The following is a 25,194-nucleotide window of genomic DNA, read 5'->3' as shown; positions in this document are numbered from 1 at the left end:
TCTAGAAATGTAAAAAAAAAGAAAGTTAGTCTAACACTGAAAGTGTCATGTCAATAATGCTTTCTAATTTCTTTTTATCAGCCTCAATCTTCACTAATACGCGTAACCCTACAAGTGAATTATGAAGAAAAAGAGACAATACTTCAGGATCATGATTCTTAGATATTTCTCCGTTTTTCTGCCCATGTTTCAGCAGCTCATAAAAGAGAGCTTCTGTCTTTGTAAACATTTCTGCAATCTTTGTTGCAATTTCCTCGTCAAGCAAAGATAATTCAACAGCTGCATTTACAGACAAACATCCTTTTGGCAAATTAAGATTTGGGTAAATTATCATGTTAAACACTTCTCGTATCCCTTGTTTTACCAGTAATTTTGAACCTACTCTCTTCTTCGTTTCACTAGTAATTAACTCTTCATAGTGAGATAAGGCACTCAAAAACAATGTACGTTTGTCGCCAAACGTATCGTAGATGCTTCTGCGATGAATGCCCATATAGTCTACTAGCTCTTGCATAGATGTTTTTTCATACCCTTGTTGCCAAAAAAGCTCCATGGCTTTTCTTAATACTAGATTTACATCAAACTCTTTACTTCTAGCCATAATTCCTCCCTAAATACGAGCACCTTAACAAGAATGAACATTCTAATTATAGGACATTTAACTGCAACTAATTTAACTTCTCTTAGAATATCATTTCTAGAACGATTAGTAAAGAATAAGAAAAAACATAGAATGAATTAAACTCCAAGTTTTGTCTGCCTGTGCATCACACAATTCGAATTAATTCTGAATCGTGTGATGCACAGGCAGCACTAACTAAGGGAAAACCGCAAACAACACAAAAAAAGAGTAGCCAAAGCTCCCCTTTCAAAAAAGTATTTAGCCAACAATCGCGCTCATTTGCTTTATTAAATCTACTTAAACTAATTGTTCCTATGAAAAATATTCTAACCAGAAGATGAATCCAAATAAGGTAATAAAAGTTAAGGTAAGCTGGATTAGTGATACCTGAAAGTCTTTTCTGTTATCCGAAAATCTCCATTCTATATATGCTTGAACACCGATTTGAGTTAGTATAAAAAAACCACATATTATATATGTTATAAAGGGCTGACTAGTAAAAAGGATTGCACTAGTTATTAAAAAAATCACAAAAACTATACGGAGTGTCCAATCGACTTTTTTATGAAATTCATTTATATGATTATATGAAAACCATTTCTTTTTACTTGCACCCATTCTATAACGAAAAACAGCTGGAATAACGCCAACCAGTAAAATAGCAACTGATAGTATTTTAATAAGTTCTACCCAAAACCCGGGTGGCATTCCAGGGTACCCCATTTAAAATCAACTCCATTCTAAATTCCTTCTACTTCTACCACTAACTATATTATTGCAACGTACACAGGCAGCACTTACTCAATATGGCAATGGTTCAGGAATAATTGCAAGGGGAATAGCCCCGTACCGCCTACCCCAATATATGAACTTGCTAAAGCCCCATTATAGGGGTTAAACGGGTGTCACAAAGTTCTATTAGCGCTTTAAAATGTTGCTTTTATTTTCTATTAGATAACTCTTTCCCCTCCCATAAATTCAGCTTTTTAATATACACCATCCTCAAATTCTTTATACTCAGTAATAAGAAATCCAACCTTAGATGTTTGATGGTTTCGACCTTTAAAGTCTCTTCCATCAATACCATAGGCTGACCATCCTTCTTTCCCAATGTAAAAAGTCAGTATGTTCTTGTATCCGAACTTTTTAGCTACTTGATCTTCACTGATGAATTTTAACTTGTTTTGAGTTAGAAACTTACAGATTCTCTCTTGTGAATTATCCATTTTTACTCATCCTCTCATTTTTAAATGAAATGTTCTTTTATTGTTTGGTGGGAAAAGAGTTGCGGATTGACTCCCCTTCTACAAGAGTACCAGTTGCCCACTAGCGTTGCATAGCAGTAAAATAACGTAAAAAAGGATTGGAATCAGAAATAAAGTTAAATTAATACGAAAAAAGGGCTCCTTCTGTAAAATGAAACTGACGACTAATCAGTTATCTACTCTACAGAAAGGAGCTTCCTTATGAAAAGTGTAGACGAAAACATAATATTTCGTCAATATTTATCTCTATTATCAGTTAACATTTTGGCTTGTCCATTGATGTAAAGTTTTGTCTGCCTGTGCATCACACAATACGAATTGATTCTGAATCGTGTCTTAATTTAACAGTGCACAGGCAGCACTCATTACTGTAGACGCAGTGTTTGCTATTCCATTGCTAATCCCAGTTCCACATGGGCTTTTGAACACTTAATTGCGATGGCGCTCGCAGTGGCTTTAGTTTCCGTTGTTGCCGTATCAAAGGACAAAATTGTAGCTGAAGTAGAATCACGTTTAAAACGTAAAAATCCAACAATTATCTATAGAGGGGGATCCTCTACGGCTTATAAGCTTACGCCTAGAGCACAAGATACGGGAGGATTATCTTATTATTTAAATATGCCAAAGGGGAAATTTACTGCGACCACCAAAGAAGCTGTCGCCGGAACGAAAGTTTTGAAGGCAGTAGTAGATGCAATAAAACCATGTATCTATTAAACCTGTAAAATCTTCTGCTATGAAGGGCTGGATTGATTCAAAACAAAAACCGCATGAGGTCACAAAACTTTTGCAGGCGATTTCAGTATCGTTAAGCAATTAAGGAGTATGATTATGCCAGATTATTTAAATCTTGAAGATGAAGAAATTATCTACTATGTTTATAATTTGAATTGGCACCTACCTCAAGAAATTCAAGATGAGGCAATGGAGATACTCTCCGAGATACAGCCGGAAAAGGTTGGTTTTATAATTCCTAAATACGGAAAACCATGTTGGCAAAATGGTGTAGGAATTATCAAGGATATGGGATACCCGAGGAATAAAGAAGCATTGCCCAAACTGGCAAGCTTACTACAAGATAGAAATTGGCCAGGAGCTCTAGAGGCTATTGAAACTTTTGAGCAATTGGGGAAGAAAATAAGTGTTCCACACATTGAAAAAGAATGTGTGGAAGCCATAAAGTGTAATAACAACGACTGGCTAGAGCATCTTTATTTTGCCACTGAAAGCCTTGATATAACTGAATTAGACTTTAGTAACCCTGTTACTTATCAGTTAATGAAGAAGGCTGCTGAAGAATTGAATTAGAAGAATAAGCAAAGATAGGCCACTTTATTTTTGTCTTCTTGTGCATCACACAATTCAAATCAATTCTGAGTAGTGTCTGTTTTTAACGGTGCACAGGCAGCACTCACTCATCCATATAGATCAAGGGAATGCATATGGCTATCATCATAGCAAAGGAACTTTACTGCTGCTTATCAATACGCAACTGTATAGTTCCTAGCATTTTATTATGTATAATTAATTCTTACAACCATTTTTATCACAAGTTATTTTAGAACTTGTATTTTCCCAGTGGCTAGAATTTTCACTTGTGTTGAATCCGCAACCAGTATTTCCGCCTTTTGTACCATTATGCACAATTCCAGTTGGTGTATGTTTAACAGCCATCTTTATCACCACCATTCACATTATACTTTAAAGTAACAGACGAGGAACGAATGCTCTCTTTTATAGACTACTCTATCTTTCGGTAAACATCAATCATTGTAAATAATCAAAATACTATATCAGCTATACATACCACAAAATATAATTCAAAAATTCACAACATTCATCTACCTGAGGAGGCAAGAGTCATCTTATCCCACTTAGAGTGAGCCTTGCAATAGCCACATGGGCGATGGAACTACTAAGCAGATTCAGCAGCTTACGTTGCGAATGATAGGTTGTTATTTGTTTTGCCTGTTATTATAAGTTGCCGTTTCTGACGGAGCCGAGCCCTCCGACCCGTAACTCAAGCTCAGACGTCCCGTATGGGGAGATCATTGTCGGATTTTAAAGCAATTCAAATTTAACTGAGAACTTTCATCAGTACTATTAGGTAGTCAGGGCCGATAATTATGAATTTAAAATCATAAAATGCTATTTGGAGATTCTCAATAAAACCGAATTGCTCCAACCATAACCCAATGTTTTTACATGCAAATCCAATTCTAGAGATTCCAATTTTAAAATACATCTAAACTCATCTTTAGGTAAATCTCCTTTATTATAGCCATCAATTAAATCTAATATTCTTCTACTAAAATTACGATATTTGTTATTCAAGGTTACTTTCTTAGATTTGATTAAATACAGCAAACTTTCTTTGTGGTTATCAGGTATCTCTTTATTAAATTCAGCAAATACTTGAGATTGATCAATATGCTTTTTTATTGTATTTAATGCATCCACCTCTGTAGAATCTAACAGTTTAAAAGTTACTATCAAAACGAGTTGATAAATACTGAAAAAGAACATATAGTTTCTTAAAGCTTCAAAATAATTTGAAGGTGGGTTAAATAAATCCAACTCTAGAAAAGTTATATTCATCAAATAGGTTACTAAAATAATTTCAAACAGATACAACGTTATATGTAGAACCATTTTTATAAAGTGTGTTCCAAAGAACTTATTTGCCAAAATGATTAGTATAATAAAGGTAAATAGAACTAATAAAATCCTTTCTTCCATACAAATCTTCCCCTTACATTTCAAAGAACAGGTTGTCTGAAGATTAATAATTCAGCTCTAAGAGCGAATAAAAATAATGGGGTGGAATTGGCCCCTTTCTTTCACTCCAAATTAAATCGTGATTTCATTTTCTATTACCTAAGAACTGAGTAATGGCTAGATTAACTTTCGGAAGATAAATCCTATTAGAATAATCGTTTTGAATTAGTTTTGTCTGCCTGTGCACCAGACAATTCTGAATCATGTCCGTATTGCGCCGTACACAGGCAGCACTCACTCCAAACGCTGCACAAGGAACTATTGTGTTTGTTCAAATATCCATGTTAAATCAAACAGTCGTGAATATTTGTTGCACAGGCAACTCTACAAAGAATCATGACACCAACTCAGCATCTTCCATCGCAAGTGTCTGGTTATACTCCTCCGCCAACATCGTTGTAACAAATTCAACAGTTGGATCTATTTCTTCAATCATCTCCCTAAGACTTGAGATATCCGTTTTAAAGAATTCTTTTCTATAGTTAACCTTATTGACCCTCTGTCGGCTCAACAATTTATGCAATTTCCCTTCCAAACCAACGGCATCGTCACTAAATACCATTGCATGTACATCAAACTTGAACGGGACTGAAGCACTACCGAGTTCATCTACTCTTTCTTGAGGATCCATTCTTCTTGTCATACCTATCTTGAACAGTTGCTCGCCAAACGAACCAAGGTTTGAAATGATATAGACATATCCCGCTTTACCAAGGGCAAGGCTAGTAATCTCATCTTTCTTGTCTTCAATTTCTTTTACTTGGATTTCGAGTTCCTGGAGTCTTTCCTCCAAATGTCGTACCTTCTCTTGATCTGTTTCTTCTTCCAACAATTTTTTATTTCTAGAAATTTCGATTGAGAACTTCTCCTCTTCCTTCTCCAATTTCTTCTTCTCTTCCGCAAGTAGCTTTCTCTCTGCAGCCTCTTGCTTCATTTGTTCCCTAATCATTCTCTGTTCTTCTTTTTCTTGCTCTCTGTATACGTAATATTTATATTCAATATTAATTAGTTCAATATACAATGGCTCCATCTCATTTAAAAACCTTGTCACGGTTGGTAGAATCGCCATGTTACCCGATGCACTTATTGATAAATACTTTGTTATAATATCTTTAACTGCGTTAATTGAGTCATCAAGCTTGTTAAATTTTAGTTGTAATAGTAGGATTTGAATCTCAGCTTGAAGAGCGATAACCATTAAATTATAAATGGTTTTATTTCCTTTAGTTGTATATCTGTCTTCATATTTACTTAATATGTTTTGGATTTCCTTGTTAGTTGCATTTGATAACTTTCTTAGCTCTCTTGAGTTATCTGAATGTAAGTGTAATCTGATGACTGTGCCTAGTAATCTTTTTTCATCCAATTCTTTGTTCATTTGCTCCAGTTGGTGATATACCGAATCAAAATTAATCGTATGTGGAAATCGCTCATTGAAATTCTTCAATCCAAGAAGATCCGATTTGAATTTCCTAGCTTGATTCTTGTAGCGTTGCACTTCCTTTTCCAAGTCTGTTCGTTCCTTAGTAAGTATTTCTACACTGGATTGGTATTCAGTCACTTTCTCAACAATATCAGCAATGCTTTTTGTTGAATCATGAACAATTTCCTCAGCTTCTTCTTTGGCTTTAATTAAGATGGTCTCACGCTCTTTATTTATTTCTTCATCAAAAACATTGCGTAAAGATTGAATAAATGATTCCTGATTATTTATGACAGTATTGTTTTCGTCTATGAGTTTTTGGCTACTTACCAAGGATTCATTAAGCCCTACTAGCTTGGCCTCTTTTTCTTTAATAGGCATATTCAGCAATTCATTTTCTTGAATTTTTTTATTAAATTCATTTCGTTTTTGTATTTGAATAACTAAAAGAACGATGGCTAAAATGAACGGAACTATTAAAATGCCAAAGACAGTTAGAATGAAAATAGTTGTTGTTGAGTACCACCACTCATCTTTATACTTATTAATTTTACTCAATCCCTTCTCTAAATAATATAATCCCAATACGACCGTTGATGTGTAGTACAATCAGCTGTCTTGGAATAATTCAACTCCAAACCTGATACTTTGGTTTTAAGACTTTCTAATGCCCATACCCCTCCCGCTCATCTACCAAGTACAATGTCTCCTGCCTCTTCTTCCGATAAAACGTCACCTTCTCCAACCGCTCAATCAAGTATTCCTGCAGCGCAGAATCCGTACAAAATACAAAACATCCCTTCTGACCACGCGTCATTAATGTTCTATACGTATTTCGAATAATAGGATCTGCCAATGCATGCGCTTCCTCTGGATTTTCTTTAGCAATCTTTTTTATACCCTTTAAAGATTGGTCTGTCTTTGCACGTTTTGTGTAATCTGTGATGATTTGTCCGTTCTCATAACGCATGTCATCGCCGATAATGACGCCTACATAGTCAAACTCTAATCCTTGAGCAGTATGAATACAACCAGCTTCCCTAACTGATGAGTTCTCGATGGCCCAGGTATTTTCGATGTTCCAGCTAATGCCGAAGTCGTGTTCTGGAATGGCAATGTCGTTATAATTGACGTCCTGTCGATTCTGCTTTGGCCATTCCCAGCAGTAACCTGCCATAACACGAGATTTGTTGTTTCTTCTATTAAGTTTTTCAATTTCCGCAAGCATTTCATTTGGGTCTTCAAAAAGTCGGACGTCATAATCCATCCCTAGTTCATGCATATTGGCTGTATTTCTTATCTGCAATACATCATCTAGCCAGGCGATGTAGCCATCTGAACCATCACAACGGAACTGGGATGTTAGATCACACGAAATTATGTTAGCTTTGTATTGTTCAGCATAGTGCTTTATCAAATCGACACTACCAATATCGCTTAGTGTGACCTTTTGATTTTCATCAATAAAAAATATCGTGAATTTGGAACCTTTGATTAGTTCCTTCACCTGGTTTTCACCTTTATTTCGAAACATCCCTGATTTCTCGTTCAACCTATGCGCTTCATCTACAATCAGTACGTCAAATTCATTTTCTTCTACTTCTGTAAAACTGCCGGATCCTTTAAATAGATTATCAATATGCGTCTTTTTAAAATCTCCTTTTAGTTTTATCGAGTAAATATTGCGCGGCGCAGCGTTTTTTGTTACATACATTGCTACAAGTCCTCGATCAATTAGTTTTACCAACAAGTTAATGGCAAGGACTGATTTCCCTGTCCCAGGCCCACCTTGCACGATCATAACTTGCTTTGCGACAGTTTTAACACTATCCATTGCCTGATGAAGCGCCTCTTCAAAGAACACTTTTTGTTCGTCGATCATAATGAATTCTTCATTGCCTTTTAACATACTGTTTAATGCATCTTGCAATGATTTTGAAGGATGGATTCTGCCGTTTTCAATTTGGTATAGTAATTGGTTCTGGTCACCTTTTTTAATGAATTTCTTTATAAACGTACGAAGTTTCTCAATTTCCCCTTTTGTAAAAACAGGTGCTTTTTCGAGATGATCCTCATAATGGGCATCCGTTAGTGGATCATTTTCGACTTTTCGATAGTTATGTAGGTATGCACAGGGCTTTAATTGGATTTCTTGCTTTTGGACATTTTCATTAAAATCCTCAATCAGCGCTGCATAAGACCACGCTTGATAGGATGGATGCGTCATTTCTCGATTCGCTTTGCCGACAAACGTTTTGACAATGCCATCTCTAGTGGCAATCTTTTCAACGTTCTCCCACTGTTTTAATTCCACAATGACCACATGATCCTGATTTCCATCGTTCCCAGCAATTAAAAAGTCCACACGCTTAGATGTATTAGGAATATTAAACTCTATTGCTACTGAAGCATCATTCGGAATGTCCCCGTCTTGCATTACATTTGACATCTTTTGTAATGAGTTCTCCCATGAACGAATCTCAGCCTTTGATGTCCGACCAATTTTCTCCTGAAAAGAATTGTATAATCGATCAATAAGCAATTCATTTACAATATCCCCTACAAATTGCTCTTTTGTTGATTCATATATGATCATTAGTACACCAGCCTCAGTCTGTTAGGACACAATCTATGATTGCGTCAGCATATTTTATATCAATATGGTAAATTAGTTCTACATTTTAGTTTTTTCATTAGTATAATATTACCACATTTTAAAAATCGTTGTAAGAAATCCTTGTAAATAGACATATAAGGTACCTGCACGGATATACTTTTGCTTGATTGACTTTACTATTTTGTAAATATCCTGAGAAGTTGATTTAATGAGTTCCCGTGCAATATACTTTTATATTACTTGAATTGGGTATTTTAATAAAAAAAAAGTCTAGCAACTAATCATTTTGCAACTTCCTTTTTATATGCATTTATAGTATGTTTTTTTTCAAAGTTTTTAGTGGCTGCTCGATGCATTATTACAAAGTTGATATGTTTTAAATTTAAGGCACGTAAAAATAATCAGTTAATTCACTATAATCGTAGTATAAAAATCAGATAAATAGAATAATGCGTCAATGGTTTGTCTTTGTGCGACAAAGGTACTCCGAAACTTGGATACCTTTCATTTTCCTAAGCCTTGATTAACGTTCTTTTCCACTGCTATCTTGTTGCAGCGACTAAATTATCACTAATTCTTTTTCTTCTGGATATGTCCGGTCTTGCATCACAACGAAACTTGGCATGTAATAAACACTCCCTAAACTTCAAATAGCTTTATACTCATAAAAGCTATTTCCCCCCTTTACACAGCCTAATTTACTCTAATGAGTAAAAAAACGTTTTCTTCCCAAACAAAAAACGACCTCATCAAAAGATGAAATCGCTTTTGTTATATATGTTGTTGCCATAATGATGCCACACATCGCTTAAACGTTGCTGTGACATCAAATATGTAGACAGCGGGAGTCGAACCTGCCTCTAAAGACTTGCAAATGTTGACTATCCACTACGCTAAAATCAAATCGCATTTTTTAAAAACTGTCATAAAAGTTTCTTGCACAGATATGCAATATTCAAAAAAGAAATGCATGGCTAAACCAGCATATCCGCATCCTATCCATTTGCCTATCTTACTTTTTATCGACCTTCCTATTAAACTTTTGCCAAAACCTTTTTTTTCCTTTATGATCATCTAGAAAAGCCCAAATAGAGAATGCACTCACAGCAATCAAACCAATATAAACAGACAATTCCCAGTATGTAAATAACAGAAGGTAATCCCATATAGAATTCCCTCGAACAAACACATCATACGGATCGGCATTTCGATAGCTAATTGGTAGTTTGTCTCCTATGCCATATTGCCGATAGGTGTGTCGCGTTACGTCTTTGGCCATTTCAAAAGTTCTGCCCGTATGATCTTTATAAGAGATGGTTAAATCCCGAATTGAGTCTTCGTATTTCCGATAAGTCGTATACTCGAATTGGTCAACGACTGTAGCTTCCGTTTTTGTCTTTCCGAATGGCTGCACTGTTCGAATCAGGTTCACTACAAAACTTTTGGCAATGAAAAGAAAAATTACAATGACAATACCTGCATTTCTCCAAGCCCTTTGTCTCGAATCTACTTTTTTCTTTCGTTTCTTTTTCCTCATTCTTTTCCTTTTTTTAAATCGCTCAGAAGATATCTTCTCTTCTAAGCGCTCCAATGCAGGAATGGATAAGAAAAAGGCCACGAGTAAACAGAAAGCTATAAACGCAAAAACAAAAATAGCAATCAAGTAATAGAGGCCATCAATGAGTATATCGCGCAGTGTCGAAAAGGTTGTAGCACCTGTCAAATAACCATTAATCGTATCGCCAATTTCAATGTTCTCTATCTGACTTTTGGAAACACGGTTGCGATATTTAATCTCTTCTCCGCCAGCAAGTTCGACCCAAACAAAATAGGTAGGAGGGGTGAATAACCCTTTGCTTGCTGTTTTTTCAATGACTGTCGCTTCTGCTGATCGAATTGAAGCTAAATCGTACTCATCCAGATAAGAATCGATCATTACCCAAGTGAAAAGGCTGAAAAATAAGCCTAAAACTAGAAGCCCAGCTAATTCTTTGATGTTTGTCATAATTTCCTCCATAACCATCCTTCCACCACCATATCAAACAGGCGTTAAAATACAAGAATAAAAAAACTACCAGCAAATGCTCTGATGGCAGGTCTACTTTAAATTCACCGTAGGGTTATTTCAAAACTTCTGCACTATAGAATCATCCTTTACAAGAAGTTCTACTTCTTTAGTGTCATGACCATAACCGTCTAGAATGATATTCAGAGAATAGTTACGATTCACTATTGAAGTAGCACCCTCACTTGCATGTTGAATGATTTCTTCATCTTTTAGTTCGTTCATTTCTTCAATGTTTTGTCTGCCTGTGTATCACACAATTCGAATTAATTCTGAATCGTGTCTGATTTGCACCGTGCATAGGCTGCACTCACTAAATATTTGTTAACGTGTTAGAATATATCCGTCGAGCGATTATTCAGTCATTAAATTAGCAAGCCATTTGAATTACATATTCAGTAAAAAATGAATACATAACTCCGATGAAAGGGCGGGTAATTTGAGTAATTTAGGTAATACATATTCGAAAAAATAGTGTTAGTTTTTTTATTGTAGTTTATATAAAAATACAAGCTTTTTTAACATCAGGAATGTATCTTGATAATATTTTTATTGAACTTTTTTTAATAATCATAACAATAATATTAGCAATTATTACAACTGAAGTTATTTTTAAAAATACCAGAAAACAATAATTAAAAAGATGGTAAGGGACTTGCCTTTATGATTGATTCTTATAAATGCGAGTCCTATTGTTAAGCCTTCACACGCTCACAGACAACTTTGTAGCAACGATTAGATAGCCTGTATAAAATATTCATCAATTAATTCTCAACGCAAATAAGCTCCCCAAATGATTATAGGAGCTTTTATGGTTGCACATTAACGCTAACACAAAGTTGAAATGGTTTAGTCCTTATCGTGTCGCCTCGCGTAACGGTTAATACTACTTATAGCACATATTTCCTATTCTCCAATGATTTCATAAATATATTTTTAAAAATCTTATGAAACCATCTTTACAATTAAGCTATTTTCTTTTTACGTTTTCGAGTCCATAAATATATTCCACCACCTACCGCTGGAATACCAATAGCACCAGTTGTCAGTAAAGTGTTACGATTATTCCTATCTATTTCTTCTTGGATATTCTGTCCTTTCAAGAAAAGTTTATCGTGTAAGGCAATCGCATCATCGTTAACCATATATTTCTTCGGGATAGTGTATGCTTTATTTTCTTTGCCTAGTTCAATTGATTTAGTTTTTATTTCTACAGCAAGTTCATTGTTGTCGTAACCTTCTTTGATCCATTCCGAAAAGTGTTCTTTTCCTTCATAAGGAGAGTTTGCAAACTTCATTCGTTTAAAAGCGTAATTATAGCCTTCCTCTACAACTTCCTCTTTCCGTTTTTGCAGACCACTCTCATATCCTTGTTTAAATGCTTCGATATAAATATCTTTTTTAATATCCGCAGTTATAGCTAACTCTTTTACCTCGTACCCTAAAGCCTGTCCTTCCTTTCCATACTTCGCTATTTCATTTTTATCTCGTTCATCTTCTCCTGCTTTGTGACCCTTCTCAAATTCAGGTGTCAGTATGTCAGTTTGAAAAACAGCTGGGATAACTATTTCATCTTGCGATAATCCTTGCTCATAACCCTTATCATAACTATCTTTACTATTCTTTGTTAATTGCCACGAAGAAGCAAATGCTTCTATATAAGAACTCTTATAAAGCTCCGAACTCCCGGAAGCATATAAAAAATCATTGTTTTTTTTCCCATCTAAAAATGAAGTTGCACCGTCTTTTTCCCCTTGATCATTTCCAGTTTTTTTATCTTTTGCATCTTGCTCTTCTTTATTAATTTTAGCTAGTCCATCTTCTAGACCCTTTTGGTATCCAGCTGACCAGCCTTCAACATAGTCCGTGTTAGAATCATCAGAACTCTGTTCAGGTGAATCTTTTTTGTACCCCATTTCATGTCCTTTGCCATAACCAGCTTTGTAACCACTATCATAGTAAATCTTTGGGTTGTAAACTGGTTTAGCAGGTGCTGTGTTTGTACTTCCTCCACCATTATGATAATGATAGCTAGTGCATAACCCTTTTGAGACAGATTTCGGACTACAATTATGTCCTCCGCTACTATCCGTTCGTCCTGAATGCGCCTCTGCATTATTGTGCAAAGAAAATACAAGTAAAATAACTAGTAAATAAGACCACTTCTTCATATAATATCCCCCTCGCATTACAATAGTATCATCTTTTTGGAACAATATAGGGATTATGCAAAATAAATTCTTGTATTCGTTTACCTTCACTAAAACCTTTGCTCTATCTTGCTTAAAAGTAGAGTCCTCATTCTAATACTGGGAATGTAAATATTAATGGGTTCAGCTTCTGGCTTCCTAATTCCACTTCTCCACATCCTTCAAAATAAATACTCACAGACACGACTCAGATACACGAATTGGTTGTCTTTACGCAACGCATAGGTACCCCTGAATTTTACCCAAACAAAAAACGACCTCATCAAAAGATGAAGTCGTTTTTGTTATATATGTTGTTGCCACACATCGCTTAAACGTTGCTGTGACAACAAATATGGAGACGGCGGGAGTCGAACCCGCGTCCAGAGGCTCTAACACTTAAGCATCTACGCGTGTAGATTGTCTATTTGGATTCGCGTGGCATTATGCCGGAGCTAAGAGTCATAAGGGTTTAGTGCCGCTTCCATACTTATTTATTTGACGGTTTTACTCGCTAGGGAGTATTACATATTTACGAACTTGGTTCAAAGACCTTCTGTAATTTAGTATATAGCATTTACCTATAAAATCCAAAAATCAGCATGGATTCTAAATAATATTTATTAATCAAAAAATGTACTATAGATAATCTCACTTTTATGACTTACAATTAACTTAAATTAGTAAAGGAGGTTAAATAAATGTTCTATCCAGAATTATTATTATCTGGTCGCTATAAGCTCGTTCAACCTATTAGCCCTGGAGGTATGTCTGAGGTTTGGCTGGCACAAGACATAAAGTTAGAAAGAGCTGTTGCGATTAAAACCATTAATCTTAAAATGTTAGAAGGAGAATTAGATGCAATCGCAGTATTTGAAGATGAAGCTAAAATTGGGGCTAGTTTATTAGGTCACCCAAATATTTTAAGTATACTAGACTTTGGCAAACATAATGAAGGACCCCTAGAATATTCTTACATAGTGATGGAGTATGTTCAAGGGTATGATGTTGATAAGTTCATCAGGAAATTTAAACCTATTCTTGATAGCCAAACATACTATTTTATAGCACTATTCATAGCATGGCAGTCTGTTAATGCAATAGATTATGCCCATAAAAAAGACATCCAACATCGCGATATCAAACCTTTAAATATATTTATTTCTAATTATGGTATTACCAAAGTAGGTGATTTTGGTTTAGCAAGATTTGTAGATGCCGCAACACGTAATCACACCGTAAATAATTTTACATCACCTCCTTACTGCGCTCCTGAGCAGTGGAAAGGCGAACGCACTAACCTACAGACAGACGTTTACCAGTTAGGATGCACACTTTATCATCTATTCACTGGTCAGACCATATTCAATAAAACAAGAGTAGCCTTAATGTTCGCTCATTTACAAGAAACGCCAATTCCGCCAATTGAAATAAACTCTTCAATTTCACAAGTGTTATCGGATATTATAATGAACTTAATTAATAAAAAGCCGAGTGAAAGAACGGACTTATGGGTCATAAATGATGCTTTAGCTAATGAATTGCAGCATACTTATAAATTGACTATTTTAAGTGATAAAAATGACGTAGATAGAATAGGGCGAATCTGTAAAATAACTGACTTCCCTGATGAAGATTTAATAGAAGATGGGGAAGCAACAGTTATATTCCCAGACTTTAATGAAGTGCTATCAGAATGTATCGAATTGATTATAAATGACATTCACACATTTAAAATTGTAGTTGCAGAAAAAATCAGCGTACAATAAAAGTTGAAGGAAGACCTTAAATAAAATGTCTTTCTTCAGATTTATTTTTTCTTGTATAAAATAGAATCGTTTACCTATGCAACTAGAATAGGATTTACTTCCTCTTCGAATCCCCTTTACGACCCGTTAAGTAGAAAACAAATAAATCAATTAACAGGAGCAGCTATACCATTTGATTGCTCCATTTTTTATCTAACGGTTTTATTACAATAAGAATAGTCAAACAATAGTCGTGAGTATGTCAGATTTTTAGGTATTACATTACAAATAAAAATTTGATCTTAGTTTTGTTAATACTTGTATATTCTAAAATGAACATAATTTTCACACTATTTTTTTGAAATTTAAAGTGAAAGTAAAATAACAAAGTTCCAACCATTCTATCTCTTTATTAGGTAATTGGTTCACCCTATCTTGAAAAGCATCAGTTATCTCTCCACCTTATATATGAATTGGTGGTAAACAGGACTTTTCAGTTCCTATTATTAAAGAAGTAATTGATGACACTTCAAATTCGGACTAATAATCAGAGAAGTTCATTCAGTAATAATATTGTATAGTTCTCGAATATCTTCTCTTGCTTGTCTATTAAAACTGCCATGTATCCCGCTCGTACTATTAAGAGTATAAGAATATCCTTCATCGTATACATCCCCAGTTATCACATAATCTTGTTTATGATATTCAATTCCACTCCATCTTTGAAATTTTCCTAAGGAAACGAAAATTATTTTCTCGACTCCTTCATGTCTCAATAAATTTCTTAGCGTTTCAAATGAAGTACCATTATTAAGAAAATCGTCTAAAACACAAATGTTTTTACCTTTTAACTTTCCTTCATACTCAGGATTTATTTTTATAGTTTCAAAGTGTCTATCACATGGTATCCGTTTTGAGTCGCCCTGTCCTCTGCTTTTATATGTCGGTGTATGTCTTACGAATAGTGGTTCTTTACGTTTTTTCCCCATCATTTCTCTTGCTCTCTCTTTGAAGAATAGCATATCTTGATTTAATTCAGTTGAAGAAGAAGGCATAATTGCCCAGATGTCAACAGCTTTGAATTCAGGATTATTGATTATTGAACCTAAGAAATGCAAAAGAAGTAATTGAAAATACCTTTTGTTTCCATTTTTCAATATCTTTTCAAATGCTTTAATTAACTCTACTTCATCTTCTGATTCAATAAAGCCTTTATAGTTAGCTCTCGAAAGTGAATACACGATTGTACCCTCTTCGACATTCAAAGTGTAGTACCAGGCAGTTTGATTTTTAAGTATCCTTAACACTTTATGTAAATTTTCCGGATTTTTTACACTGAATCCATATCTTACTGCTTTTTCTTCTTGAACATGTGACCATAACGGATTAATCAATAGAACCTTCTTATTTGCAGCAAGCTGCAAATCCACATCTGAGCTTCCAACCAATATATACAAATCATCGTCATTACTACTAATATATGACCTGATTTCTCTTCTACTAATAAACTCAGTGAATTTGTAATCATCTAGTATATCTTTCAAGTTAGTTGAGCGGTGAGATAGAAGAATAATTTTATTCCCTTCACTATTCAATTTGATTAGCAAGTCTTCTACACCAGGGTAAATCTCACCCTCTCTATCTTTTAATGTAGCTGTAGGAAATATTATTATTCTACTCATCGCTCTTCCTCCTCTTTTCTCTCTTTATACTTTTTAACTAAAAACGATATTAACTCCTTAACGGTAATATCTTTATGAATTGCTAACAATCTTAGTTCTTCAGAGAGTTCAATGTCTATTTCAAGAAATGTGTTTTGGGTTTGACTCTTCTCATTCTTATTTGATGTAATAACTTCCTTTGACCTCATAGAAATCAAAATTTCTTTATTATCTATTATAGATTCCTTGTCTTGATTGCTATTCTTAGCATTTAAAATACTGATAATTTCCAATGAATCCTTAACCAGATATGCACTTTTTGAATCAAGTAAATTTAAAACACCAGTTGATAAGTTTTTTTTATCTACATCGGTAAACAACGGACAAAACAGTTTTTTACCTTGTCTAAATGCAAATCTTGCCGTATGCATAGTTCCACTATTTTCATCAGCTTCAAATACAATAACACCCTGTGACATCCCAGCAACGATTCTGTTTCGAGCAACAAAATTTTTTTTTGTTATTTTTGTATTTAAAGGGTATTCTGATAATAAAACACCATTATTATTCAAAATTTCATTAGCTAACATTTTGTTTTCAGGTGGATAGATGATGTCTAAACCATGTGCTAAAACTGCTATAGTTTTACCTTGGTGAAGTAAACAAGCTTTATGAGCTTCAGTATCAATCCCTTTTGCTAAGCCGCTTACTATTACTTCCCCATCCTCTACTAGCCCTTTTACTAGATTTTTCACAGAATTAACAGCTGAATAACTAGGGGTTCGTGTACCAACACACGCCACTAAATTCGATGCTTTTAGTAAATCAATATTTCCTTTCGCATAGATTATCAGAGGTCTTTTCTCAATCTTTTTTAATATGGCAGGATACTCATCATCGTAATAAGATATAATTTTGATGTTTTGTTTTTTACTATCCTCAATTAGATTGTCAGCAAAATTTCTAGCATTATCCATAATTTTAGAATTCGAAAAAACATCCAATTCTTCATCCTTGAATATATTGTATTTAAATTGTAATTCTAGTGTCTCACCTTTAAATAATATCTTAAATTCATCTTCTGAAAAATTTTTAGCGAGGATATCTATTAAACTCCCATGAATTCCTAATTGTTTTAATACCAGTAGATTTCTTATCATAAATTCACCTCCATTTAAAATCATTCGATTAGGTCTTACGACTTATTTATTACCACTCTCCGCTACTAGGTGCTAATTCATTAAAAGGTTCCGAGTTAACTTTATTTTCAATTTCAAGCTTATCCAATGGTTCTCCATACAGTTCTTTGATAAATAAAGTTCCTTCACCAATATCAATGTTATTTTCGTGAATTAAAGAAAGTAAAGGTTCGATTGATATAGCTGAGGCGAAACCAATTTCAGTTGGTTTATCCTGCTCACCCAAAGACTCTGTTAAAATGCCTAAAAGAAATCCATACTCACTTATTACTGGTCCTCCACTAAAGCCTCCTCTAGGAACAGAAGATATAATAAAATGTGGATGTGGACCGATGTATTTATCTATTATTGCGTTCACTTCGGCTTTAACTGCCACTAGAATAGGTGTTTTAGATAAGGGAATAGGAGGAAACCCCATTAATATGACATTAGTTAATACAAACTCTTCGCCTATCCAATCATCTAAATGACCCCCAATTTCAATATGGTCAATTTTCTCAACATCTTTACCTACAATTTCAACTTTATTAATGTAGTAATCTAAGTTAAAATCAGTTTCTAGAAGGGCAAGGTCAATCTGTATATCTTTCGGGTAAACCACTTTTTTCACTTCCAAATTATTTGAATATTCACCCACAACTTCTTCGATTTCATTGTCCTCTATAACATGCCTAGCAGTAACTATATAACCTTTCCCAATATGAAACCCGGTTCCTGAAGATAAATCACCATTTGGGAGTTTTACTGTTATTCTCACAATACAAACAGAATATTTATTGTACATATCATTAAAATTTTTCATATAAATATACCTCCATATTTTGTATCCAATTTAGATTCTGTACCTATATTACTAATGATTTTAAAGTTCTTCCTTCAACTGAAGTAACAAATGAATGAGGGGATGAATGTTACTGCGTCTAAAACTATAGATAGATGATTTTTAGTTTTTATTAAATATAATTTATTAAGATAATCATACCATACAGTAATAATAGGGAGTACATGAAGAGTTTTAATTTTCACACAACTAATTGTGAAACAATGCATTTTTTCGTTTCAAATTCCGTTTAATTCCTTGATACCTTTGAGATTGATTATATGCCTTTGAAAAAGCTTTGAACCCCCGCGTCACCCCTAAACCCTGTTGATATTAGTCAACAGGGTTTAGAAAACATGGTCAAAAAAGAACATGTCTACTTAAGTCAATAAAATCGTGATTTCATTCAGATTTTAATAATGATTAAACTTCACTCCAATAAATACCGTTTTTTATTTTCGAGATATTCGAGACTGAAGACTTATACTTTTCTGCAATATCCTTCACTCTCATTCCTATTGCTATAAGTTTTTTAATTTCTTGAACGTCATGACAATTCAATTTCTGATGATGCAGTTTACTTGTCCATTTAAGTCCCATGTCAGCCCAAGTCTTATTGTTCAAGATTTGGTACACTGGAGTTGTTTCAATATTTCACAATGATATATTATATAATAATTAATGAAACAAAGGGGGACTTTCATGAATATTGAAATGGATTTATCAGAAGTACTACTGTATTTAGATTTACTAAAAAAGCAGAATAGAAAACCTTCAACAGAAGAACTTAAGATGATGCTATATTATCTAAAAAATTACGAGGAAGTTAAAGAATTCTGTAATAAGTTAGAGAAACTTAAATTTAACCCTTCTTTCAAGTTTTATACTGGCTCATTAATATTTTTTATCGAGGATTATGACGACTGTATAAATTTAAAGAATAAGATTCTACAAACAACTAGACGAAAATACAGCATTTTATTTAGGCACCAAATATTACTAGCAAACACAGAGGCACAAGCAGCTAGTATCGTTAATGAAGCAAAGGTAAATGGAATAACACTTGATAAAATTTGGTCTACTAGGTTTAATTCAATCGGGCAAATTAAAAGCGACCAACAGGCATGGAGAGAGATAAGAAATTATGAGTATAAGATGTTTTTTCCCAATATTTACAATGACTATTATATTCTCAGATTAAAATATTTTGAAAGTATCTCATTAAAGTATTTAAAAGAAAAAATTATTAACCTAGAAGCAAAAGAAAATAACAGTTTAACTACAACCCAGACATCTGCCTATACTAGAAGTGTTTATATCAGGGAATTTGCTAGAAGAGTTTCTAACGGAATTTGCCAATTATGCGATATGAATGCTCCTTTTCTGGATAAACAAGGTGAACCGTTTTTAGAAGTACATCATATTCATTATTTGTCCAAGGGTGGTAGTGATACCACCAACAACGTAGTTGCTTTATGTCCGAACTGCCATAGAAAAATTCATCACTTGGAAATAGAAGCAGACGTCATAAAAATTAGTGAGAGAGCTATAAATAATATTAGTATAAATAATGTTCCCATATGAAAAACCTTTAAATTGATTCACAAAAAATAGTACATAGTTCTCTATAAAGTTAATAGGGTAGACTATGTACTATTATTTATTCAACTAATATATATCCTCTTTCTTCCAAACCTTTATTCCACAAATCGATTCGCATTTAGAGATTATTTTATATCTCCTTTTGCATCTCACTTACATCAATTGAATGCTTTTTCTGCACTTCCAACTGTTCTTTAATTATATCTTCAATCCCAAACACAGAAATATTCAAAGCCGCATTCCAGTCTGCATTGACATAAAATTTATGTCCCCAATCACATGACATACACTTAAACCTATCTTGCGTATCTCTCCAACTGTTCTTGTCTTCCTTAAAATGAATGTTGCCACATTTATTACATCGACTAGATGTATAAGTAGGCTTCACTTTTACAACATCAATTCCAATTTCTTTAGCTTTATAAGTTATCATTTCTTGCAATTGGTAGTAACTCCATGTTTTAAGGAAAGGCGAATCAACTGCGATACCTGTCAAGTCTTCCATTTGAATAGTTCCACAATCATTTTTAACAGCTTCTTCTATGATGTAGCGACTCCATACATGATTTTTATGCTCTTTATATCGCGCAATCTTACCCGAAAGTTTCTCTAGCGGTTTAATTCTAGTCTTAGTGCCATGTCCAACTGACCCATCCCCTGCCCACTTTCTAGACCTTTGCAATGCTCTCTTTCTTGATTCCATCTGATTTTGGAAATTTCTTATTTCTTTTGCATCTCCTACTGGCTGTCTGTAATATCCGTCATTTGAAACTGCTAGATATGCAGGAACAGCTACACCAATATCAATCCCTATAATATTATCTTTATTTAATCCATCTTTTACTTCTGGTGTAAATTGATAAACTACCGCTAAAAAGAATCTATTCTTTCTATCCATCGTGATTCTACTGTCACGTAGTTTATACTCTCCTGTTATAATTCTATCTAAAATAGAACTTGCACTGCCTCCAGACATAAGGGTAATAGGAAATTGCGTTTTTATGGTTTTATCATTTCGCTCAATCCTCAACTCTTTTACATACTTGGTGGATAGTAGTGACATATTGCACATGTACGTCTTAGAGTTCAATTTTTCAATACCTTTAATTTGACTTTCTCTAATAGGGATTGAACCTGTTTTCTTATAGTTTGCTATGGATTCTTCTCCTCTTGTTATCCTTAATCGTTGCTCTTTAAATTTATCTACAGACTCTTTGATAGCTGCGTTATAAGTAGAAGAACTTATATTTTCACCCATCCCCCTTAACTCTTGGTAAATGTCTGTAAATAATACCTTGCCAAGAAAATCTTTCTCTTTCGGGAATTCCCCAAATCTCTCGTTATATCCAAAGGAAAATTGTTGCCAGTCCCAAGCCATCGATGTTGCTTTATTTTTTATTCTGAATACATCGTACTGTATGACAGATAGTATTCTATATATGTCTTTGTTGAATTTAATTCTGTATTTGATTGCCTTAATCAGAACTTTTTCCTTATTCACTTTTACTAACCTCTATTCTCTTTATCGTTTTTCATGCACATGTACAAGTTGTTACATTTAGATACGCAAACACTATCTATAATGACAGGCTTACCATTCATACACATATACAGGTTGTTACTAAAGTACATACTAAACACTATAAGTGGTGAGGGACTTACCATTCATACACATGTACAGGTTGTTACAGCCGAAATGATGTATAAATGAGAAGCAACTTGTATAGTTATGAATTTATCGAGTGTATTAGGCTGTATCTAATCCTCACTGTCTCGATATTACGGGCGTAAGTAACCGTAAAGAGTTTAACTTGGTGCGAATCGCCTAACGTTTTCATGTTCGCTTGTGGTTCGCACCTGCTAAATCTTTGTAAAATCCTTGTTTATTAAGTTGTGAAGAAGAAAAACCATACCCTCCTTTTAAGATTTCTTACTAACTAACATAGTCAATAGTTAAAAGGATTAAACATGAAATACAAATAAATTATTTAGTATACCCAAGTGGTCAATATAATACTCATGTTTTTATAATTTCAAAAAAAAATAGTACATAGTTCCCTATAAAGTTTATAGGGTAGACTATGTACTATTATTTATTCAACTAACTTTCATAAAAAACTTCTTACTTCCATCTTTTCGTTCTTCAAAACCATTCGCTTCAAGAAACGCTATTACATATGGGTTCTTTAACGTATTACTAAATGCTTGCGGTGATAAACCGACAGCTTCTCGAATATCAGTAAAATAAATTGCTTCTTCAGCTGAACTTTTTAGGAAGTAACAAACAGCCTGTACACTCTTGTTATTATTCTTCCCAAAAATATAATCTTCGACAATATGTTTAGGTGACCATTTCTCAATTTTACTTCCAGGAAACTTAAATCCAATAATATCTAAGAGAATTTCATCATTATGAAAAATATATACTTTCCCTTTAACATTACTCGAATTATCACGTTGACTGCTGCGTTTGATTTCTTGTGAGTAATCCACTAGCATATCCAGAAGTTTAATCAATTCAATATTATGGTCATTGAATCGTCTCATCTTCCCAAAGTTTGAGCTAGAAATATCTTCTAGAATTTCGCCCATGGTCACATACATTGCATTCGCCTTACCAATATAATAGTTTTCTGTCTTATGAAGAATGCCACCCAAAACTATAATACTGCAATCTTTGTACTTGTTACTTCCCCTAGTGGAACCATAATGAGCAACTATAACTCGATTAGAGTCTATGTATTCTTGTAAATATTCTTCTATGTAAGACTTATTATCCTTAAATACAGGAACAAAAATTATCTCTTCAGGATTTTCATCCGCAATTGCCTTTACATCTTTAATGAATGCCTGTAACTTATCTTCACTCTGCATGCTTGTTTTTGAGCCATTAATTTGATTACATTTAAAAAATGTAAGTCCTTCATAAGTTCTAATTGGTTCTAAATTAATAACATGGAATTTTTCATGTTGATATTCAATGTCAATGTCTGCTGTTCCATCAAAAATGACTGTTTTATATTTACCGAATTTCGTATAAGGTATTGTGGTTGATGTTGTAATTGAAACTTTTTCATTGTCAATCTCTTCTAGATGACCACCTGTTCTTACAATGCTCTCTAGAATTTCTGGTATTTTGAAAGCATCATCGTGGTAATCATATATACTGTTAAAGTCTTTCCAAAAAACTTCAGTAAGTCCAAAGTTTGAATCCAAGGGTTCAAATATCTCCCTTCCCACTGCATCAAACCTATAAATCGGCTTTACCTTATCTACAAGATTTTTAAATTCAGAATATGCTTTTAATTTCCCGTTAAAGTCAAAACCCTCTAACTTTTCAAGGATACTGCCAGTAAAAAGATTGAATCCTTTTAAATTCAAGGTTTCCACTTTGGTTAATTTAGGTTTCTCATCAATAATAAGCATTTCTCTCTTTCCTATTTTCTCACTCTCATTCCCCTTTTTATTGTAGCTATTATATGTATCTAGACTATCATGTTTCAGATTTAACCTCGCAGAGGTCATAACTACAATAGGATAGTTCTCTTGTTCCGAATTTTGTGTCCAATAGCGGCATTCTTTTGTAAAAGGACATGTCTTCCCCATACTTGCTGGGCAACGGTTAAAGTCTTTTCCTTTTCGGCTATTCAATAGACATTCTTGCTTATCAAAACCATACAACGGATAAGCCACCTGATAGCCAATAGCCTTGTTCAACTTCTCTACAATCTCTTTAACATCTTCTATTCGACCAAGAACAACTACAGCACCAAAGTCGTTATTTCTCTTCATCATTACCTGAAGGTATATCTCTATTAATAATGATTTCCCACCACCCATGTCTAGGGGTATTAGATATGGCTTGTCCTTATAAGCTTTAAGTAAAACTTGTGCTATGTCACGCAAATATTTCTTATGTCTTTCATTAGGAGTCTGTTCGTAGGTATTCAGCTGTTCAATTACCTTCCCAGTGATATGGATTACTTGTAATTCCTCTTCGACAGTCATAGTTAAGTGTTGCAGGTCTTCAACATCAACCATCAGTTTATGTATTTTTTCTATTTCCTCTAAAATGTCAATGTCGTATTTGTCCCACACATCAATTATGTCTTTCCATCCTAATTCTTCAACTAGCTCACGTAATTTCATGCTGGTTCCACAACCCGAACAATGATACCACATGCAGTCTGTATTAATGAATGCACTAGGATTTCTATCCTCATGTTCAGGCATACAGCAATGCATGGTAATCTTATTTTGATATTGATTTACTATCTTTTCAGGAATCCTAGTTGTTATAAGTCCAATAATATCGCCTTTTCTAACAGAACTTATTCCACTTAAATCAAATTCTCCAGTTTCCCGCAAAATCTTTTTCAGGATGTCTTCTTCTAATTCTGGCAGAGCGTTTTTCATTTCCTCTTGGGTATATCTATTTTTGAGCTCGCTAAATTGTGGTTTCACCATAAATGGTTCATTTATATTTTTTAAATGCTTGAAATATGGTAGTCTTAAAACTCTTGATTCATTTATACAATTTTTATCTCCATTAAAATACTGCACCAATTGCATTTGAATGTATTTGAATGAATTATATTGACCATTATCTAATAACCAATAGACATGATAACCATTTTTAGTTTCAACAACTATTGCAGGTCTTAGCCCAAAGTTAAGTATTCTATGTTTTGTTTCTCGTTTCCATAACCTTAACAATTCCGCATTGAGCCTAAGTTCCTTTGGCGCATCAATATCAACAAACTGAGCATTAATCTTTCCAGTCTTGATATGTTCATTAGTTGCTGTGCAAGATTTCATTTGGTCAAAATCCGGAGAATTAACTGTAAATGTTACTCCTGTCCACCCTGCATGCATTAGGCTTCCATTAAGACAATCCCCAACACTCTTGGGGCTAGCATCACAAACTCTCACTTTTACCCCCTTACTGTTATTGCTGTAAATGTCATTTCCATATTTCATAATACTAATTGATTTGCCTAATGCTCTATCCACAGGTATAAATCTAATTTCGTATGCACCTTCACCATGGATGATTTCTAAAAAATCCATAACAGTCTTTCCAATTTCCTCTGTCTTCTCTTCTACCAAGCTCATTAAAACCATTTACTTGCCCCCTTTTTATGCTTACTTTTGATTTTGATAGTACATAGTTTTCTATATAGTTATAGTAAGAACTGTGTACTA

At 34.0% G+C, this 25,194-nt stretch carries 19 protein-coding genes; 4 read left to right on the top strand and 15 right to left on the bottom strand.

All coding sequences use genetic code 11. The annotated features are described in order from the left end of the window. Nucleotides 1-25: 25 nt before the first annotated feature. From MKY15_RS11760 to MKY15_RS11750, 3 genes are all read right to left on the bottom strand, one after another. A complete protein-coding gene (locus MKY15_RS11760; protein WP_342537615.1) occupies nt 26-601 on the bottom strand; it encodes a TetR/AcrR family transcriptional regulator in 576 nt (191 codons plus the stop codon). Between the two features lie 333 nt (nt 602-934). Further along, complete coding sequence (locus MKY15_RS11755) at nt 935-1,330, bottom strand: DUF4181 domain-containing protein (RefSeq protein WP_342537614.1); 396 nt, start codon at nt 1,328-1,330, stop codon at nt 935-937. A 278-nt stretch (nt 1,331-1,608) separates the two neighbouring features. Next, nucleotides 1,609-1,848: a hypothetical protein gene (locus tag MKY15_RS11750; protein ID WP_187046694.1), complete on the bottom strand. Its 240-nt coding sequence runs from the start codon at nt 1,846-1,848 to the stop codon at nt 1,609-1,611. A gap of 489 nt (nt 1,849-2,337) precedes the next feature. Between MKY15_RS11750 and MKY15_RS11745 the strand changes: the two genes are divergently transcribed. After that, nucleotides 2,338-2,604 (top strand): hypothetical protein, encoded by a 267-nt coding sequence (locus tag MKY15_RS11745; protein ID WP_342537613.1) that lies wholly within the window; start codon nt 2,338-2,340, stop codon nt 2,602-2,604. A gap of 114 nt (nt 2,605-2,718) precedes the next feature. Beyond that, the gene (locus MKY15_RS11740) at nt 2,719-3,195 is read left to right on the top strand and encodes a hypothetical protein (RefSeq protein ID WP_342537612.1); all 477 of its coding nucleotides are present in this window, start codon (nt 2,719-2,721) and stop codon (nt 3,193-3,195) included. Between the two features lie 216 nt (nt 3,196-3,411). On the opposite strand, the gene MKY15_RS11735 is transcribed toward MKY15_RS11740, so the two are convergent. From MKY15_RS11735 to MKY15_RS11705, 7 genes are all read right to left on the bottom strand, one after another. Further along, entirely contained in the window at nt 3,412-3,561 is a 150-nt protein-coding gene (locus MKY15_RS11735) for a hypothetical protein (RefSeq protein WP_156475958.1), read from the bottom strand. A gap of 474 nt (nt 3,562-4,035) precedes the next feature. Then, nucleotides 4,036-4,626, bottom strand: coding sequence for a hypothetical protein (locus MKY15_RS11730; RefSeq protein ID WP_067206087.1), 591 nt, complete (start codon nt 4,624-4,626; stop codon nt 4,036-4,038). A 373-nt stretch (nt 4,627-4,999) separates the two neighbouring features. After that, on the bottom strand, nt 5,000-6,646 hold the full coding sequence (locus MKY15_RS11725; RefSeq protein WP_342537611.1) for a GIY-YIG nuclease family protein: 1,647 nt from the start codon (nt 6,644-6,646) through the stop codon (nt 5,000-5,002). Nucleotides 6,647-6,752: 106 nt separating this feature from the next. Further along, nucleotides 6,753-8,684, bottom strand: a complete 1,932-nt coding sequence (locus MKY15_RS11720) for a DUF2075 domain-containing protein (protein ID WP_342537610.1) — start codon at nt 8,682-8,684, stop codon at nt 6,753-6,755. Between the two features lie 1,033 nt (nt 8,685-9,717). Next, complete coding sequence (locus MKY15_RS11715) at nt 9,718-10,710, bottom strand: DUF3592 domain-containing protein (RefSeq protein WP_342537609.1); 993 nt, start codon at nt 10,708-10,710, stop codon at nt 9,718-9,720. A gap of 120 nt (nt 10,711-10,830) precedes the next feature. Continuing rightward, complete coding sequence (locus tag MKY15_RS11710) at nt 10,831-10,995, bottom strand: hypothetical protein (protein ID WP_156475956.1); 165 nt, start codon at nt 10,993-10,995, stop codon at nt 10,831-10,833. A gap of 740 nt (nt 10,996-11,735) precedes the next feature. After that, entirely contained in the window at nt 11,736-12,941 is a 1,206-nt protein-coding gene (locus tag MKY15_RS11705) for a YHYH domain-containing protein (RefSeq protein ID WP_342537608.1), read from the bottom strand. Nucleotides 12,942-13,660: 719 nt separating this feature from the next. On the opposite strand from MKY15_RS11705, the gene MKY15_RS11700 reads away from it, so the two are divergent. After that, nucleotides 13,661-14,728 carry a serine/threonine-protein kinase gene (locus tag MKY15_RS11700; protein WP_342537607.1) on the top strand — a complete coding sequence of 356 codons (1,068 nt, stop codon included), beginning with the start codon at nt 13,661-13,663 and terminating at the stop codon, nt 14,726-14,728. 536 nt (nt 14,729-15,264) lie between these two features. Here MKY15_RS11700 and MKY15_RS11695 read toward each other — a convergent pair. From MKY15_RS11695 to MKY15_RS11685, 3 genes are read right to left on the bottom strand one after another with little or no spacing between them, the layout of a single operon-like run. Continuing rightward, nucleotides 15,265-16,389, bottom strand: coding sequence for a phosphoribosyltransferase (locus MKY15_RS11695; protein WP_342537606.1), 1,125 nt, complete (start codon nt 16,387-16,389; stop codon nt 15,265-15,267). Next, the gene (gene dprA / locus MKY15_RS11690; RefSeq protein WP_342537605.1) at nt 16,386-17,528 is read right to left on the bottom strand and encodes a DNA-processing protein DprA; all 1,143 of its coding nucleotides are present in this window, start codon (nt 17,526-17,528) and stop codon (nt 16,386-16,388) included. Before dprA ends, MKY15_RS11695 begins: the two co-directional genes overlap by 4 nt. A gap of 49 nt (nt 17,529-17,577) precedes the next feature. Next, a complete protein-coding gene (locus MKY15_RS11685; protein WP_342537604.1) occupies nt 17,578-18,369 on the bottom strand; it encodes a serine protease in 792 nt (263 codons plus the stop codon). A 720-nt stretch (nt 18,370-19,089) separates the two neighbouring features. On the opposite strand from MKY15_RS11685, the gene MKY15_RS11680 reads away from it, so the two are divergent. Then, on the top strand, nt 19,090-19,971 hold the full coding sequence (locus MKY15_RS11680) for an HNH endonuclease (protein WP_342537603.1): 882 nt from the start codon (nt 19,090-19,092) through the stop codon (nt 19,969-19,971). 148 nt (nt 19,972-20,119) lie between these two features. Here the strand turns inward: MKY15_RS11680 and MKY15_RS11675 are convergent, their stop codons facing one another. Next, the gene (locus MKY15_RS11675; RefSeq protein WP_342537602.1) at nt 20,120-21,490 is read right to left on the bottom strand and encodes a transposase; all 1,371 of its coding nucleotides are present in this window, start codon (nt 21,488-21,490) and stop codon (nt 20,120-20,122) included. Nucleotides 21,491-22,086: 596 nt separating this feature from the next. Further along, nucleotides 22,087-25,113, bottom strand: coding sequence for a hypothetical protein (locus MKY15_RS11670; protein WP_342537601.1), 3,027 nt, complete (start codon nt 25,111-25,113; stop codon nt 22,087-22,089). Nucleotides 25,114-25,194: the final 81 nt, after the last annotated feature.

The sequence above is a fragment of the Sporosarcina sp. FSL K6-1540 genome (assembly GCF_038620285.1).
GTDB lineage: Bacteria > Bacillota > Bacilli > Bacillales_A > Planococcaceae > Sporosarcina > Sporosarcina psychrophila.
Note: the sequence above shows the minus strand (reverse complement) of the source record. Positions and strands in the feature narration are given on the sequence as shown.